Raw genomic sequence first — 17,152 nt, forward strand, 5'->3', positions numbered from 1 at the left:
CGGCCTGACCGGGGCGGGCTCGAGACCGCAGCCTGCCGGTCAGACGTCGACGAGGACGTCGAACCCGCCGTAGATCATGCGCTTTGCGTCGAAGGGCGTGTCCTCGTCCATCTTCATGAGCGGGTCCTCCATCACCTTCTTGTTGCCCTCGTCGCGCGCCTCTTTCGAGGGCCAGACGATCCACGAGAAGACGACGACCTCGCCTTCCTCCGCCTTCACCGCGCCCTTGAAGTCGGTGATCTTGCCGTCGGGCACGTCATCGCCCCAGCACTCGACGACGCGAATCGCCCCGTGCTTCTTGAACACCACCGCGGCCTTCGCGGCCAGATCGCGATACGCCTGCTTCTTGCCCGCGGGCACCGGCACAACGAAACCGTCGACGTAGCTCATCGTGGGTTCTCCTCTCGTTTCGTTCGGCCCCGTTCTGAACGGACCGCCGCCGCGACCCGCGCGGCGGCGGCCCGACCAGCTCGGGGGTCGGGGTGATGCCCCACCCGATCAATGAAGGCAACTTCGCTGCAAGGCCGCCTGGCGGCCGCGCCCGAGGGCTCACGGCGTTCGAGCCGGCCGGAAAGCGCGCTCGGCGCGACAGGCCTGCTGGACGATCACCCAGGGCGAGGCAGCGCGCGCTCGCGGGTGCGCCACGCGGCCGGGGACACGCCGTGGCGGCGGCGGAAGAGGCGGCTGAACTGGCTGGCGTCGGCATAGCCGACCCGCTCGGCGATGATCTCGACGAGCTCATCCGTGTCGCGCAGGCGACGCCGCGCCTCGGCGAGGCGGCCTTCGAGGATCCACGCCACCACGGAGCGGCCCGTCGACCGCTTCACCGCGGTCGTGACGTACGCGGGAGATCGGTGCACCGCGCGGGCGACCTCGCCCAGGGTCAGCGGTCCCAGACAGCGCGCCTCGATCACGGCGAGCGCCTCGGCGACGACGGAGGGGGCCTCCGGGAGAGCTGCGTCGCGCGGGGCGGCGCGCACGATCTCGGCGAGCAAGAGCCCGAGGAGGCTCTCGGCCACAACAGGCAGCATGCCCGAGGACCGCGACAGCTCGCGCTCGAGCTCCTCGAGCAGGCCGAGCACGTGGGGCTGCCTGCTGGTCGGCAGCTCGACGACCGGGAAAGCGCCGCGCCGGACGCGATCGAGCGGGGCGAGCAGCTCCTGAAAACGATCCTGAGGCAGGCACGAGCGACAGAAGGCCACGCCGCGCAGATCCACCTTGCTCGCCGTGAGCCACCGATGGGCATCGCCGGCCGGGATGAGGTGGACCTGGCCAGCCGTCAGCTCCAGCTCGCCGCGGTGCTCCACCCGCATCCGGCCGCCGAGGTGAAAGGCGAGGACAGAATAGGTGTGCACGGCGGCGCGCTGTATCGGGCAGATCTCCGGCGCGCGACAGGCACGTACGTGGATCACGCCGGACTCGAGGGCGTCGATTGTAAGCTGCGACTCCATGTCCACCGACGCAGGGTAACACGCGTTGATCGGGCAGGCTCCTGAACCGGCCTGGCCAGGCTCTCGCGGCTCCCTCGGTCCGGCAGGCGACGCGGTGTCCCACAGCGGCGGAACCCAGCGCGCATCGGCGACCTGAACCCCACGACACGCACACCATGGCGAATGGGTCGAGCACGGCTGAGCTCCCTTGACAGCTGGGGACCGATTCGTTTTTTCTGAAACTTGCGAGGTCACCTGGGGGTCCTCTTCGCGGCGCGCCGCAACCTCGCGCGGACGCCCGAATCACCGCGATCTAGATCCAACATGATGGCTGCGCGCTCGGTTCAAGCGCGCGTCACTCGACCGGCGCGATCACGACACCGTGTTCGTTCCGGGCGACGCTCCCCTGTCAAATTCATTATCAGGGAGGGTTTATGAATAGCATTGTCAATTCCCATCAAGGCATGTTCATGGCCTGTCTCTTCCTCCTTATCCCGCTGCTGGGGGCCGCGGGTTGCGCCGGGCAGGAGGAGTGGGACTCCGACGAGCTGGTCGCGGTCGCCGCCCAGGCGCACCGGGTCCAGAGCGGCGAGCAGCTCTTCGAGAGAGCGACCTTCGGCGGCAACGGGCGCCGCTGCGCGACCTGCCACAGCGAGGAGACCGGCACGATCTCCCCGGCGGACGTGCAGGCGCGGTACGCGGCCAACCCGCACGATCCCCTCTTCCGCCCGATCGACAGCGACGATGGCGTCGGCGACAGCTACACGCGGCTCCTCAACGAGGCCACGATCCGCTTCGAGTTCCCGCTGCCCCCGAACATCTGGATCCAGGACGACCCCGCGGCCACGAGCGTGACCGTCTTCCGGGGCGTCCCCTCCGTCAAGAACTCGCCTGCGCTCGATCCGCTCATCACGTTTGATGCCCGTGAACCCGACCTCGAGACGCAGGCCGCGAACGCGATCCTGGCGCATTTCGAGCCGACGGTCACACCCACGCAGCGGCAGCTCGAGAAGATCGCCGACTACGAGCGGACGCTGTTCAGCTCGCGAGAGCTGCGCCGCTACGCGCACGGCGGGCCTGAGCCCGAGCTGCCTCGTGGCCACACGCGGTCCGAGAAGCGCGGGCGCAAGCACTTTCTCCCGAACGGCGTCTGCGGCCAGTGCCACAGCGGGCCGATGCTCAACACGAGCAGCGAGCAGTTCCCCTTCGGGGCGTTCACCAGGATCACCGGCGTGCTGACCGGCTTCTCGGGCGAGGTCCTCGGCACCTCGGAGGTGCGGCCGACGCCGAACCCGATGCATCGCTACGCCATGGCCTGCCCGTCGGACGGGAGCGGCCTCCTCTGCTCCAATCCGGACCTGTTCTTCCCGCTCATCGCCGTCTACCAGCCGAGGCTCGAGAACGGCGTCCTCTCGATGCTGGCCGCCGACCCGGGCTCCGCTCTCGTCCTCGGCACCCTGGACGTCCTGGGGGACGGCAAGACGACCTCCCTCTGGGGCATCAACGAGACGGCGCCCTATTTCCACGACAACTCGGCCCCTACGCTGGAGGACGTCATCCACCACTACAAGCTGGCCTTCGAGGCCGCCCCGATCCTGGCCGCCCCGATCCTCGGGGGACGCTCGACCCTGACCGCCCAGGAGGAGGCGGACATGGTCGCCTATCTCAAGCTCCTCTGAGCGGAGGGCACTTCCGCCGGCGGGCCGGGGCCTCCCTCGGCCCTGCGGCCCGCCCGGAAAAACAGAGCCCGCGTTGAGCGGAAACCAGACGAGCGGGCACACAGGGCACGGCGCTCGACCTCCACGCGTTCGAGGCCGCCGGCGCCCTGGTCACGACCACCGAGACCTCGCGCCGTTCAACGGCCCTCTGACGATTGCGAGGTTCAGGGATGATCGACGATCGTGTCCTTCGGGCGGGGCTCCTCCCCGCAATGCTCGGGCTCACGGCCCTGGCTGCTGGCTGCTCCGGCGGCGGAGACCAGGCCAGCGCTGGCACGACCGGCGCTGGCACAACCGGCGCTGGCGGCTCGGGCGACAGCGCGGCGATCGCATGGGGAAGCTGCCCAGACGATTTCCTCTCCGAGTGCGCCGCGGTCCCCCTGCCCTTCGACCCGTCGGCGCCTGACGGGGAAGCGCTGCCCGTCTTCGTCTCGCGGCACCTCGCGCCGGGCGGCGCGGCGAGGGCGCAGGTCTGGCTCCTGCAAGGCGGCCCCGGCGACTCCGGCGCCGTGTTCAAGGACGTCATCGAGCAGCTGTGGCAGGGCGTCATGCCCGACGTCGACTGGTACGTGCTCGAGCACCGCGGCGTCGGGCTCTCGGGCCGCCTCGACTGCCCCGTGCAGGAGGACCCGGGCTCGGAGGGCGGCGCGGACATCGCCGCGAGCGAGTGGCCCGCCTGCATAGAGGCGCTGAAGGAGCGATGGGGCGACGACCTCGATCACTTCACGACGTCAGCCGACGCCGAGGATCTCGCGCGCCTCATCGATCGGACGCGCGAACCCGGCAAGAAGGTGGTCGTCTACGGCGTCTCCTACGGGACGACGCGCGCGCTGCGCTTCCTGCAGGCGCACCCCGATGGGGCCGACGCCGTCATCCTCGACTCGGTCGCATCGCCGGGCGCGCAGCACCTGTCTCGGTACGATACCCAGTTCGATCCGGTGGCGAAGGATCTGTCCGCCCTCTGCGCCGCCGATCCGACCTGCGGGGCAAAGCTCGGCCCCGAGCCCTGGGCGAAGCTCGACGCGCTCTTCGGCAAGCTCGCAGAAGGCCACTGCGCGGAGCTCGGCGCCGATGTCGCGCTGTTCGCGTCCATCGCTCCGTTCTTCGTTCAGCTCCGCGGCCTGCGGGCGCACCTCTTCCCGCTCGCTTACCGCATCGACCGCTGCGAGCCGGGCGACGTGCAGGTGGTCGGCCATTACATGCAGACGCTGCTCGACCTGATGTCGCAGACCGGCGGAGGCGAGCCACGGGAATCCGTCATCCTGGCGAACCACGTGGCGCTCTCCGAGCTGTGGGAAGAGCCGGCCCCTGCCCCGGCCGAGCTCCAGGCGCGCTGCGATGCGCAGCGCTTCTGCCCGCGGGAGGCGCTCGAGCTCGGCCCGCTCTACGAGGCCTGGCCGCGTTACCCGCACGACCGGTTCTGGGGCGGGTGGCCGGACTCCACCGTGCCCATCCTGGCGATGAACGGCCTGCTCGACCCGCAGACGCCCATCGACCTGGCGGAGCTCTCGGCCGACAAGCTCACCGCGCCTCATCAGACGTTCGTGGCCGTGCCCTGGAGCCCGCACGGGGTCGCGTTCGAGTCCCCCGTGAAGACCGCCGGCGCAGCGCCCTGCGGTACGCAGATGATGGCGAAATTCATCGCGGACCCCGAGGCGCCCATCGATACCACGTGCCTCGACGACCTCGTGCCCGTCGCGTGGGACGAGGACCCGGCCGTTGTCGAGGTGCTCTTCGGCGCGAAGGACATGTGGGAAAACGCGGCTTCGCCCGCCCACGAGCTGCGCAGAGCGGCGCCGATCGACTGGGCGGCCGTCGCGCGTCTCGCGCGTGAGAGGACGCGCTGGCTCGGGCGGTGAATGACGCAGGGCGGCTTCGTTCAGGGGCAGCGCGGCAATAGAGCAACACTTGCCCCACACCGCGTCATCGAGCGTGGCGGCGCGGACGTACAGCGCGACAGGCGCGCTCTCACCAAGCTGGACATGGCGAGTCGTCGCCGGCCTTCCGTTCTGGCCGCTGCGAACCCAAACCGCGGCCACAGCCGATGGACGGAGGCCTGCTCGCGGAGCTCGCGCGAGAGGCTGCGGGGCACGCATGGGTGAACATCCATTGGTTCCCTCATGCCTTGACGAAAAACCCACATGGGTGAACATCCAAATGTTCCCGCATGCCTTTGATGAAAAATTAGAGCAGCAATCACAGAAAAAAAAAATGAGAGCCCTCACCGACACATCATTGCTACACATCCTCTCGACATGAGAGAATGTGGGGCGCGGGGAGCAGGGCAGCCACCGAACTTCGCATGTCGGTCGCAAAAGATGCCCTCGCTGCTTTCGCTTGGGTTCTTTGAGCTGGAACATAAACACCTGAGGTGAGTGCGATGCATACGTGGAGGAGCGGCATCATCGTCGCCACCGCGTTCGCGGCTGGCTGTGTGGGCTCCGTAGGAGACGCCGGGGTCGACTCGGAGTCGGGCGGGCAAAACCCCACCGGGGGCACGGACGGCACGCCGGACGACCCAGGAGGAGGGAGCGGCGAGTGCAAGCCCGGAATCGCGCCGACGTCGCAGATCCGGCGCCTGACGAACGCGCAGTATGACAGGACGGTCCGTGATCTGCTGGGTGTCACGGCGCTGACGGCCTCCGGCAATGTGGCGCCCTCGACGCTGCTGGCGACGGACCAGGCAGGGAGCCTCACGGATCTGGGCTGGAGCGCCTACAGGGCCGTGGCCGAGATGATCGCCGCGCAGGTGATGGCGGACCCCGCGCTCAAGAAGAACTTTCTGAAGTGCACGCCCAGCGGTGACGGCGCCGCGTGTTTGCACGACACCATCCTCGAGTTCGGGCGGCGCGCCTTCCGCCGGCCGCTGACGGACGCGGAGGTGGCGAGGTTCGACGCGATCGTGGCCAAGGGGCGGGAAATCACCGCGAGCGGGGCCCCGGAGGAGGTCGCGGAGGCGCTGCTGTTCATGTTCCTGATCTCCCCCACGTTCATCCAGCGCGCGGAGATCACGGAGACGCCCGAGGGCACCGTGGGGTTCACCCTCTCGAACCATGAGGTCGCGTCCCGCCTCTCTTACATGCTCTGGGGGACGATCCCCGACGACGCGCTGAACCAGGCCGCCGATCAGGGCCAGCTGTCCACCGCGGCGCAGGTCCTGGCGCAGGCCCAGCGGATGCTCGAGGACCCGAGGGCCCGGCAGATGGTGGCCGCCTTCCATCGATACTACCTGGAGCTGGGGCCGAACACGCGCTGGGACTCGGCGCAGCGGGACACGACCATGTTCCCCATGTTCGATCGCGCGCTCATCCCGATCATGGCGGAGGAGACCGAGCGCTTCTTCGATCATCTGGTCTTCACGCGCGACGGGACGTTCCAGGAGTTCCTCCTCAGCCCGATCGCCTTCGTGAATGCGACGACCGCGCCGCTCTACGGGCTCGATCCCGCCCAGTTCGGGGCCGATCTCGAGGAGGTGTCCCTCGACCCGACGCAGCGGCCGGGGTTCCTGACGCGGGTGGGCTTCCTCAACGCGTACTCGTCGTACAACCGCACCTCGCCGATCCTCCGGGGCGTGTTCATCACCAAGGACGTGCTCGGCATCGACCCGGGCACCCCACCTCCGGGCGCGCTCGAGACGCCGCTGCCAGAAGGGGACGATCTCGACACGAACCGCAAGCGCGTGGACGCGCAGACGGCGGGCGCCACCTGCGCCGCGTGCCACCACAACTACATCAACCCGCCGGGCTTCGTGATGGAGGCGTACGACGCCATGGGGTCGTGGCAGACGCAGGAAGCGTTGACCGGCGCGCTCATCGACACGGTCGCGGACGTGCACATCGACGGGCAGCCCGTGAGGGTCACGAGCCCGGCCGACCTGATGGCGAAGCTCGCCGTCTCCCCGAACGCGCAGCGCCAGTACGCGCAGAAGTGGGTCTCGTACGCCTACGAGCGCGACGGCCACAAGCTGGACTCGTGCACGGTACGCGACCTGTCCACGAAGATCACCGCCGGGGGGTACACGGTCCTCAACCTCGTCACGGACCTCACGCAGTCTCCGTCGTTCCGAACCCGAGCCGTAGAACTGGAGTAGGCGAATGAAGCGCAGAGTCTTCCTGAAGGGTGTCGCTGGCGCCGCTGTCGCGGCTCCGTTCCTGAGCTCGGTCCACGAGCGGGAGGTCAAGGCGCAGTCCGCGCCCGCATCGTCGCCGCCGCAGCGCCTCGTGATCTTCTACACGCACAACGGGTGCCTCACCAACCGCTGGTTCCCGACCATCGAGAACGGCCCCCTCACGGCCGAGCACATCAAGGGCACCACGCTGGCGGGGCTGACGCCGTTCGTGTCGAAGCTTCTGTTCCCGCGCGGCCTGAAGATGTTCAACTCCTACGCGGAGATCCAGTCCATCGACCCGCACGATCAGGCGATGGGGGGGAAGCTCACCTGCGCGCTCATCAGCGACGACAAGACGCGGTACGCGACGTCCCACTCGCTCGACCACGAGATCGCGAAGCAGATCAACCCCGGCAAGGCGAGCCCGCTTGTGCTCTCGGTCGGCCCGTCGAGCAGCAGCATCAAGGAGGTGCTGTCCTTCTCGGGGCCGAACACCGCGTTCCCGGCCGTCGTCAACCCCAAGACGGTGTACCAGCAGCTCACCGGGCTGTTCGGGGGCGGGCAGGAGACCGAGGGCGACTACCGCGTCAAGCGCGGGCAGAGCGCCATCGATCTCGTCAAGGACGACCTCCAGAGCTATCAGCGGCTCAACATGAGCAAGTCCGACCAGCGCCGGATCAGCGACTGGCTCGATCTGCTCCGCAGCACGGAGCAGACCGTCGCGCCCACGGCGTGCAACGAGGCGACCGCGACCAAGGTCGGCGTCACGGCCGCCCAGGTCGACGCTGCGAGCGCGGGCGGCGGGTTCGGCGCGGGCCTGGGCACGTCGTTCACGGCCGGCGGGGACATGATGATGAACCTCATGGCGCTGAGCATGATCTGCGACATGAACCGGTCGATGATCCTCGTCTATCCCGGCTACGTGACCTTCGACTGGGATGGCATCAAGCACGACGCCGACCACCACGGCCTCTCGCACCGGAACGGCTCGTTCGCGGTGGGCGGGACCTGCAAGAACGGCGTGCTCGACATGATCGCGCAGATCGACGCCTGGTACGCGGCCAAGTACGTGCGGCTCGTCACCCTGCTCGACAGCATCACGGAGGGCGATCGCACGCTGCTCGACAACACCGCCACGATGTGGCTCCCGGAGCTGGCCGACGGCAACGCCCACAACACGAACAACCTGCCGATCGTGATCGCGGGCAGCGCGGGGGGTTACCTCAAGCAGGGCCAGGTCGTGAACGTCGACGGCGGCAAGCTCGGCACCGGCAACAGCGAGGCGGACTGCACGGGCGGCGACACCAGCGTCGGCTTCGGCACGGGCTCGAACACCGGCAGCGTCCCCGTCAACAAGCTCTATGTGACGCTGATGAACGCCGTCGGGTGCACGGCGGCGGACGGTGGGCCCGTCACACAGTTTGGAAAGCTCGACAGCAGGGACGCTCAGGCCGGCATCACCAAGCCGGGCGAGCTAACCGCGCTCAAGGCCTGAGAGCGGCGGTCACCCGCTTCGGATACGGGCCCACCTCGACGTTTTCGGTGCTCAGCGCACCGGAGTGCGCTTGCGCGCCGAAAACGCCGATCTGGGCCCGTCTCCTGTGCGGGAGACCGCCGCTCTGCACGGTGCAGAGGTTGGCGGAAACCGCTGTAAGTCCTCACGGATCCCGGCCGGGCGCGAGACCCACCGCTTCGATCAGCTCGCCCAGGCCGGGATCCGTCGCTTTGTCGGCGCTGCGCGCCGACTCGAACGGCCGCTCCCCACGGATCCATGCGTCGGCGAGCGAGTCCGGCCCGTTCAGGAGCAGGTGCATCGCCGCCGTCAGCTCCAGGGGGCGCATGTCGAGGCGAAAGAGCTCGGAGAGGCTGAGCTGCAGGCCGGCGCTGATGGCGTGGACGCCGCGAATGGGCTCCATGAACGAGCGGCCCCCCACGCCGCGCGCCAGGAACGCGGCGCGCGCCTCGGGGTCCCGCAGCCTGGTCGCGCACTCGCCCGCGTCGAGCGAGTTCATCCCTCGACAGGAGAGCGGGCGAACCTCGTAGATCGAGCACCGCCCCGATCGCAGGAAGGGGCAAGGGTGGTCCGGCGAAAACCGCTCTGCCGACGACAGGCTCCGCGTCCTGTCGTGGCACCCGGACACGTGCTGAGCCACGCGCGCGAGCTCCGCGTCGGACAGGGTCGACTTCAGGTGGTCGGCGATCGCGAGCGCCTCCGGCGGAGTGACCCCGACCGATTGATGGCAACAGTGATCGCAGCCCGCCCTGCACGCCACCGCGCCGTCGGGCGCGCGCGCCAGCAGGCCCGCCGCGAGCCGCGACGTGGCCGCCATCGCGTCCCGCGCCAGCTCGACCGCGCCATCCACGCTCGGCTCCCCGCGCAGGGCGGAATAGGCCGTGTTGGCCGCGGCCGCCGTGATGTCGTTCTGCCACGCCTCCCGGAACACCGGGGTCCTGAGCGCCACGCGCTCATGCCCGCTCGCGGGGTCGCGAAGGACCGTGAGGTGCACGCGACCCGCGCCGTCCTTGCGGGCGTCTCGCCGGGCCTTCTTTCCTGACGCGGGGCGCGGCTTGCCTTTCCTCTGACTCATGGTGGCCGGATCCTGGAGGGTGGTTGCCGCCCGAGCGTTCGAAGAAACGGTAGTTTATCACACGTCCAAAACGTCCGCCAGCCCTCCTACGCGTTAACCAAGCTTCGCACCGAGTTCTCCCACATCCGAACGTTTACGTGGACGTGGACGTTTACGTGGTCGTTTACGTGGTCGTGGTCGTCAACGATAGGCCGTGAACGACCACGACCACGACCACGTAAACGACCACGTCCACGTAAACGTTCACGTCCACGTCCACGTAAACGTTCACGTTGGTGATCGGCCGTTACGGCTGACTCCCTGAGATACCTCGCTGTTCGAGAATGGTCAGGTACCGCAGAACGTGTATTGCACGCGCTCGTCCAGCTGCGGGGGCTCGCTCAGATGCGCGCTCTCCGGCTGATCGTCGTACGGTCGCTCGAGCACCCGCACCAGCGTCTCGAACGGCTCGAAGTCGTCACGCAGAACGGCCGCCTGGATGAGCGCCTCGATCCGGTGATTGCGCGGGATGAACGCCGGGTTGACGAGCCGCATCGCGCTCGCGCGCGCCTCGGACGTGACCTCCTCCCGGGCGAGCCGCCGGCGCCACGACTCGGCCCAGTCGCGGAAGGCGCCGGGCTCCGCGAACAGGGCGGCCACCTGGGCGTCGGCCGCTGAATCGGCCGCTGAAGCGCACAGCCGGCGAAAGAAGACCGTGTAATCGACGCCGTTCGACGCGAGGCGCTCCAGCAGATCCGCGGCGAGCGCGAGGTCTCCCTCCTCCTCGCGCGCGAGCCCCAGCTTGGCCCGCAGGACACGCCCGTGTGCCGCAACGAAGAGCGCCGAGAAGCGCTCCACGCGCTCGGTCGCGAGGCGCACGGCCGCCTCCTCGCCCTCGGCCAGGAGAGGCAAGAGCGCCTCGGCGAGCCGCGCCATGTTCCACTGCGCGATGCGCGGCTGGTTCCCGAAGGCGTACCGGCCGCCCCGATCGATCGAGCTGAACTTCTTCGCGGGATCGTACTCATCGAGGAACGCGCACGGCCCATAATCGATGGTCTCCCCGGAGATCGACGTGTTGTCGGTGTTCATCACCCCGTGCACAAAGCCGACGCCGAGCCAGCGCGCGACCAGCGTCGCCTGCGCGTCGACGACGCGCTCGATCAGCGCCAGCGCGTCGTTGCCGCTGCCCATCGCGTCGGGGTAGTGCCGGGAGAGCGCATACGAAGCGAGCGTGGCCAGCGCCTCGCGGTCGTCCCGCGCGGCGAAGAACTGGAACGTGCCCACGCGGATGTGGCTCGCGGCCACGCGGGTGAGCACCGCGCCGGGGAGCACCTCCTCGCGATAGACCGGCTCGCCCGTCGTCACCGCGGCGAGCGCGCGCGTCGTCGGCACGCCGAGCGCCGCCATGGCCTCGCTCACGACGTACTCGCGCAGCACCGGCCCGAGCGCCGCGCGCCCATCTCCACCCCGCGAGAACGGCGTCCGCCCCGCGCCCTTGAGCTGCAGGTCGCGCCGCTTGCCGTCCCTGCCCACGACCTCGCCGAGCAGGATGGCCCGACCGTCCCCGAGCTGGCTCACGAAGCTGCCGAACTGGTGCCCCGCGTACGCGAGCGCGATCGGCTCCGCGCCCTCGGCCAGCGTGTTGCCCGCGAGCACCTCCGCCCCCTCCGCCGAGGCGAGCTGCTCCGCGTCGAGCCCGAGCACCTCCGCGAGCGCGCGGTTGACCTTCACGACGCGCGGCGCGCGGACCCGGGCGGGGGAGACGCGCGCGTGGAAGCGGTCGGGAAGGCGGGCGTAGGTGTTGTCGAACGGGAGCTTCATCGGCGAACCTTACGCGCGGAGGTGCCGCCGCTCAAGCCGCCGGAAGAGCCCGCCGCCGGGCCGCGCCAGGACGCCGCGGGAGCGACCGACGCTCAGCCGTTCGCGCGAAGAGCATGCGGCTCTGGCATCATGAGAGGAGCAACACTCGTCGGGTCAGCTCCTTCGCCATGACGTAGTTCCTCCTCAAAAGGTCCCAGCGACTCGCAGACGGAAAGAGTCCATCTGGGTAAGATCGGCGAGCAGATCGAGAATGGTATAGCCGTCATCGGACAGCCTGAGGTTGAGCAGATCAACGTCGCAGACGTCGTGCCCGTTCGGCTGCTGCCGTCCCGTAGCAAAGGCGACCCACCGCTCGGCATAGCGATGCATTGCGGCCGGACGAGCGCCGAGCTCGTCCATCAGCTCGAGAGGTGTCCTGATCGTCTCGACGTCGTCGCGGCCAAAGGCGACGTCGGCGGTTCCATCGATGGCGCCGCCAAGCGGATCGGTGGTCTGCACCCTGCCAATCGCGTCGTACCTCTCGAGCACGAAGCCCGGCGGGTTGATGTAAGGGCCGTGACACACGGCGCACGCCGCCGAGGAGGTCAGCTCCTCGATGTACTGACGTTGCGTGATGTAGTTGCCCGGAGGGCGCGGCATCGGGTCCGCAGGAAGGTCAGGCCCCAAGCGGAGCCCGAGCAACCTCGTGATGAACGCGCCGCGGGAGATCGGGTCTGTGGCGTCGTGCGACGAGAAGGAGCTCAAGAACCCGACGCGGGTCAAGAACCCCGGCCGCTCGGTCGGGTCGAGCTCCACCCGCGTCAGCTCCGGTCCGAAGCTCGCGGGATCGAGCCCATAGAGCGGCGCGGTGTCCCTGTTGACAAAGCCAGCGTTGCTCAGGAACATGTCCTTGAACGTCCCCCCCTCGAACACCACCTCCTCGAACAGGGCGTCCATCTCTGCCATCATGGGAGCGACCGCGCCCGGGGAATAGTCGGGGTACATGGCCGTGTCGTGGTCCACGGCTCCCCAGCGCGAGCCCTCGCCGATCTCCGCGTAATCACGATGGAAGGCGGCCACGATCGGCGCCGTCTTTTCGCGGTTCTGGATCATCCGCTGCGCCTGCGCCAAGATCTGCGCCTTGGTAGCGACCTGGCCAGCGTCAGCCGCGGCGTTCAGGACGTCATCGGGAATGGAATCCCAGAGCAGGAACGAGAGCCTGGCCGCCACTTCGTAGCTGGACAGCCTGACGGCGCTTCCCCCTGGTTCTGGCTCCTGCGCGAGCTCGGGGCGCGTGATGAACGAGGGCGAGGCGAGGAAGGCGAAGAGGATGGCTTCAGCGATTTCGTCGGGCGTACCCTGGGGCTCCACGGCGGTGAGCCGCAGGAAACTCAGCACCTCCTCGTCCGTCAGAGGACGGCGGAAAGCCTTGCGACCAAAAGCGCGGATCGTCGCTTCGAGGCACCGAGGCGCCGCCGGATCGCAGGAGATGAACCTGGACCTATTGGGCCCGGCCATCACCTCGGCGGCAATACGTTCGGCAGCCGCGAGGTAGCCGTTCCACGCGATGTCGGTCAGCTCCCCGTCGTAGTCGGCCGAGAGGAGCTCCGACGGCGGGCCGTTGCCGGCGCTCGCCAGCGCCGTCACGCCGAGCAGATCCCGCACCACCGCGTCGTACTCCCGGTTCAGCAGGCGCGGGATCTGCGACGTCACCGGGATGCCGCGGACGCAGGGATCCGAGCCCTCTCCGACGCCTGAGCTCCCCCCGACGCCCGCCGTGGTGCTGCTGCTACTGCCGCTCTGATCGTCGGCGTCGCTGCCTGGGTCCAGGATCGTGGTCCCGCACCCAGGGACGACGAGCGAGAGCGCCGAGAAGCAGCAGAGTGAAGACAAGGCGACCACGAGCCTCATGACAAAACCTCCAGGGCCCCTGCGGCGAGCGAGCGAGCGACGATCGGCTGTTCGCGCGAAGGCAAGCGAACAGACTCTTCGCCCTATCGCATTCCCTCCTCAGTTCCCGGTGATGCGCAGGCGGAAAGAGTCCGTCTGGGTGAGATCGGCGAGCAGATCGAGAATGGTATAGCCGTCGGCAGACAGGTTGGCGCTGAGCCCGTCGACGTCACAGGCGTCGCTCTCGTTTGGCGCCCGCCCAGTGGCAAAGGCGACCCACCGCTCGGCATAATGGCGCCTGGCGCCCGGATCGACCGCGAGCTCGTTCATCAGGTCGATGGGTGACGTGATCTTCTTGACGTCGTCGGCGCCAAAGGTGACGTCGGCGGTCCCGTCGATGGGGCCGCCGAGCGGATCGATGGTCTGCACCTTGCCGACGGCGTCGTACCTCTCGAGCACGAAGCCCGGCGGGTTGATGTACGTGCTGTGGCATCCGGCGCACTCCGCGGTGGAGGTCAGCGCCTCGACAGCCTCACGCTCCGTGGAGAACGGGCCCGCAGGCCGCGGCGTCTCGCTCGCGCCGGGCACGGGCGCCAGGCTGAGCCCGAGCAGCCTGGTGGCGACGAAGGCGCCCCGAAGGATCGGGTTCGTGGCGTCGTAACGCGAGTAGGAGCTCAAGAACCCGACGCGGGTCAAGAAACCCGGCCGCTCGTTCGGATCGAGCTCCACCCGCGTCAGATCCGCGCCGTAGTCCGCCGCATTGAGCCCATAGAGCGGAGCGGTGTCCTGATTGACGTAACCGACGTTGCTCAGGAAGAGGTCCTCGAACGACCCCCCCTCGAACGCCACCTCCTCGAAGAGGGCGTCCATCTCTGCCATCATGGGAGCAACCATGTCCGGGGAGTAGTCGGGGAACCGGGTCGTGTCGTGTTCGACCGCTCCCCAGCGCGAACCCGGGCGAATGTCCGCATAGACACGATGGAACTGGGCCACGACCGGCGCCGTCTTTTCGCGGTCCTGGATCATCCGCTGCGCTTGCGCCAGGATCTGCTCCTTGGTGGCGAGCTGGCCAGCGTCGGCCGCGGCGTCCAGGGCCTCATCCGGCACGGAATCCCAGAGCAGGAACGAGAGCCTCGCCGCCACCTCGTAGCTGGAGAGCTTGATCGCGGCTCCTTCGGGCTCCTGCGCCAGCTCAGGGCGCATGATGAACGAGGGCGAAGCGAGGAAGGCGAAGAGGATGGCCTCGGCGATCTCTTCGGGCGTGCCCTGGGGCTCCACTGCGGTGAGCCGCAGCAGGCTCTGCACCTCTTCTTCGAGCAGAGGACGGCGGAAGGCCCTGCGACCAAAGGCGATGATCGTCTCTTCCAGGCACCTGGACGCCGCAGGATCGCAGGCGAGGAACCTGGGCTTGTTCGGCCCGCCCATCACCTCGGCGGCGAGGTGTTCGGCGGCCGCGAGATAGCCGCTCCATGCGCTATCTGTCATGTCCCCGTCGAAGTCGGCGACGAGGAGCGCAGACGGTGGGAGGTTGCCGGCGCTCTCCAGCGTCGCCACGCCGAGCAGATCCCGCACCACCGCGTCGTACTGCCGGTTGAGCAGGCGCGGGATCTGGGACGTCACCGGGATGCTGGGCAAGCAGGAGTCCCCCCCTCCGACGCCCGATCCCCCCCCGACGCCGGCTGCGGTGCCGCTGCCACCGCCGCTCTGCTCGTCGCGGTCGGTGCCCTTGCCCAGGATCGTGATCCCGCACCCAGAGGCGACGAGCGAGAGCGCCGCGAAGCAGCAGAGCGAGGACACGGCGCGCAAGAGCCTCATGACAAAGCCTCCCGGCGTAGAATCCCCGGGTGGCTTCCCCGCGATCACAATTTCGTCGCGCACGTCGGCCCGGCGCCCGCTTCGATGCGGTCGGTCGATGCGGCCAGCGTGGGGCCTGCTCGGGCGCGCCTCGAGGAAGCGCCGCGTCGCGTCGAGCGCCGCGCCCCGCCGCCGGGCGCTCTGCTTGAACGGCGGCGGGAGCGTCCCCTGCGAGGAGCGGCGAACCTCAGCCGTTCGCGCGAAGCGCCTGGAACTCTCCCGGGTCCTTGATGCTCGGTGGGTTGTTCGGGTCGGCGAAGAGCTTGGTATCGTCGTACTTGCCGAAGTGCGTCACCTCGCTCGTGCCACCTATCGCCGGGAAGCCGTCCGCACCGGCCTTCACTCCAATGGCGTTCATCAAGTTGCAGAAGTACTTGTTGATCGGCTGCGTGGCGAGTTGCGGCGGAGTCCCGGTGCTCTCGACTTCATCGTACCCGAACTCCGTGTCGCCCGGTCCGCAAACACCCTCGCTGTTGCCGCGGGTCATGTCCGCCCTGCCGTCCTCCACGTTCACGGCCTGCCCCACCTTGAAGTAGCCTCCGCAGCTCCCCGCCTGGAGGATCGGAAGGTTGTTGAGGTTGATGCTGTTGCCGTCCGAGCATTCCTGAAACCAGACGGTCGCGGTGTTGTCGAGGACCGTCCCGTCGCCCTCCTCGATGCTGTCGAGCCGACCGACGAGGTAGGCGAACTTCTTCGCATACCAGTCGTCGATCTCATGAAGCCTGTCATTCACACCGGGATAACATGTCCCGCCCATGGACGGGCTGCCAGTGCGGTGGGATAGGCCATCGGAGTCCGTTGTATGACTGATGCCGTCCCACCTGAAGGTTATTATCGAGGGAAACTTCGTGAAGACGACGCGGCTCTGGTCGCAGAGGGCCGCGAGCACCGCGAGGTCCAGCATGACGTTCGTGCACTTGGACAGGTCGCTGCGGAGCCCGTCGCTCTGCCCCGCCGCCTGCACGGACGCGGACGTCAAGCCGAGCGCGGCCGCGATCTCCGCGGAGCACTGGGCCCTGACCGCGCCCGTCGTCTGGTGGAGGAGCTCCACCCAGGCAGAGAGCTTTTGCCTGTCCGACCGGCTCATGTCGACCCGCTGGAGCCTCGCCAGGTCGTCTCGCACGATGTCGATGACGCTCTTGCCGCGGGCCACCTTGTACGTGTCCGGCGACATGGATCCCTGGCCGAAGAGGCCCGTGAGGGTAGTGAAGATCGCTGTCGGATTGCCGACTCCCCGAAACGCCACGCCGGGTGCGGAGTACGAAAAACATTCCACGGCGTCACTGGCTGCCCCGCCGACGTGCATCATGAGGGGATCCGCGCCGCCCGGGTTGACCTGCTCCGCACAGAAGTGATCCAGCGATCGACCGGTCGGTCTGGCGTTGAACTTGGCGTCCTCGGGCGTCACCGGGTGACAGGTGAAATACGATCCCATGACCTGAGCGTGGGGGTCGGTGCTCTGACCGTAGTCCCGCGTGAAGCTCCACTCGTTCATCGCCCGGATGCCGCGGGGCATCAGGAGCTTGGACGCGAAGGGGGCGAGGTGCTTGAGCGTCGTCGCCTCGTAATCGGCGGCGGTCAAGGCGCCGTGGGACTTGCTCGGGAACCACCGGTTCGTCAGGCAACCATGGTGCGTGAAGAACCCGATCAGCCGCTTCGGGCTCGCGGCGCCGCTCGACTGCGCCTCCGCGACGCGCTCCGCGACGGAGCCCAGGAACGGCGCGGCGACAAGGGCTCCGCCCAGGCCTCGGAGGAACCCCCTTCGGGTCAGGTTCTTCGTCATGG

11 protein-coding genes are annotated in these 17,152 nt (G+C 68.5%); 4 read left to right on the forward strand and 7 right to left on the reverse strand.

Annotated features, from left to right (window positions below):
* Window positions 1-39: 39 nt before the first annotated feature.
* Together WME79_RS30440 and WME79_RS30445 are read right to left on the reverse strand one after the other, a co-directional pair.
* A complete protein-coding gene (locus WME79_RS30440) occupies window positions 40-390 on the reverse strand; it encodes a DUF1428 domain-containing protein (protein WP_437521962.1) in 351 nt (116 codons plus the stop codon).
* A gap of 215 nt (window positions 391-605) precedes the next feature.
* Window positions 606-1,355: a helix-turn-helix transcriptional regulator gene (locus WME79_RS30445; protein WP_437521964.1), complete on the reverse strand. Its 750-nt coding sequence runs from the start codon at window positions 1,353-1,355 to the stop codon at window positions 606-608.
* A gap of 509 nt (window positions 1,356-1,864) precedes the next feature.
* Between WME79_RS30445 and WME79_RS30450 the strand changes: the two genes are divergently transcribed.
* The 4 genes from WME79_RS30450 to WME79_RS30465 all read left to right on the forward strand — a co-directional run bounded on the left by WME79_RS30450 (window position 1,865) and on the right by WME79_RS30465 (window position 8,751).
* A complete protein-coding gene (locus tag WME79_RS30450; protein WP_437521966.1) occupies window positions 1,865-3,109 on the forward strand; it encodes a hypothetical protein in 1,245 nt (414 codons plus the stop codon).
* Between the two features lie 209 nt (window positions 3,110-3,318).
* The gene (locus tag WME79_RS30455; RefSeq protein WP_437521968.1) at window positions 3,319-5,007 is read left to right on the forward strand and encodes an alpha/beta fold hydrolase; all 1,689 of its coding nucleotides are present in this window, start codon (window positions 3,319-3,321) and stop codon (window positions 5,005-5,007) included.
* A gap of 521 nt (window positions 5,008-5,528) precedes the next feature.
* A complete protein-coding gene (locus tag WME79_RS30460; RefSeq protein WP_437521970.1) occupies window positions 5,529-7,238 on the forward strand; it encodes a DUF1592 domain-containing protein in 1,710 nt (569 codons plus the stop codon).
* A 4-nt stretch (window positions 7,239-7,242) separates the two neighbouring features.
* On the forward strand, window positions 7,243-8,751 hold the full coding sequence (locus tag WME79_RS30465) for a DUF1552 domain-containing protein (RefSeq protein WP_437521972.1): 1,509 nt from the start codon (window positions 7,243-7,245) through the stop codon (window positions 8,749-8,751).
* A gap of 163 nt (window positions 8,752-8,914) precedes the next feature.
* On the opposite strand, the gene WME79_RS30470 is transcribed toward WME79_RS30465, so the two are convergent.
* From WME79_RS30470 to WME79_RS30490, 5 genes are all read right to left on the reverse strand, one after another.
* Entirely contained in the window at window positions 8,915-9,844 is a 930-nt protein-coding gene (locus WME79_RS30470; protein WP_437521974.1) for a YkgJ family cysteine cluster protein, read from the reverse strand.
* 327 nt (window positions 9,845-10,171) lie between these two features.
* A complete protein-coding gene (locus WME79_RS30475) occupies window positions 10,172-11,644 on the reverse strand; it encodes a protein adenylyltransferase SelO (RefSeq protein ID WP_437521975.1) in 1,473 nt (490 codons plus the stop codon).
* Window positions 11,645-11,827: 183 nt separating this feature from the next.
* Window positions 11,828-13,534 carry a DUF1592 domain-containing protein gene (locus tag WME79_RS30480; RefSeq protein WP_437521977.1) on the reverse strand — a complete coding sequence of 569 codons (1,707 nt, stop codon included), beginning with the start codon at window positions 13,532-13,534 and terminating at the stop codon, window positions 11,828-11,830.
* Window positions 13,535-13,633: 99 nt separating this feature from the next.
* Window positions 13,634-15,328, reverse strand: coding sequence for a DUF1592 domain-containing protein (locus tag WME79_RS30485; protein ID WP_437521979.1), 1,695 nt, complete (start codon window positions 15,326-15,328; stop codon window positions 13,634-13,636).
* Between the two features lie 226 nt (window positions 15,329-15,554).
* Window positions 15,555-17,150, reverse strand: a complete 1,596-nt coding sequence (locus tag WME79_RS30490) for a DUF1552 domain-containing protein (RefSeq protein ID WP_437521981.1) — start codon at window positions 17,148-17,150, stop codon at window positions 15,555-15,557.
* Between the last annotated feature and the right edge of the window lie 2 nt (window positions 17,151-17,152).

The organism is Sorangium sp. So ce726, from assembly GCF_051521405.1.
Classification (GTDB): Bacteria; Myxococcota_A; Polyangia; order Polyangiales; family Polyangiaceae; genus Sorangium.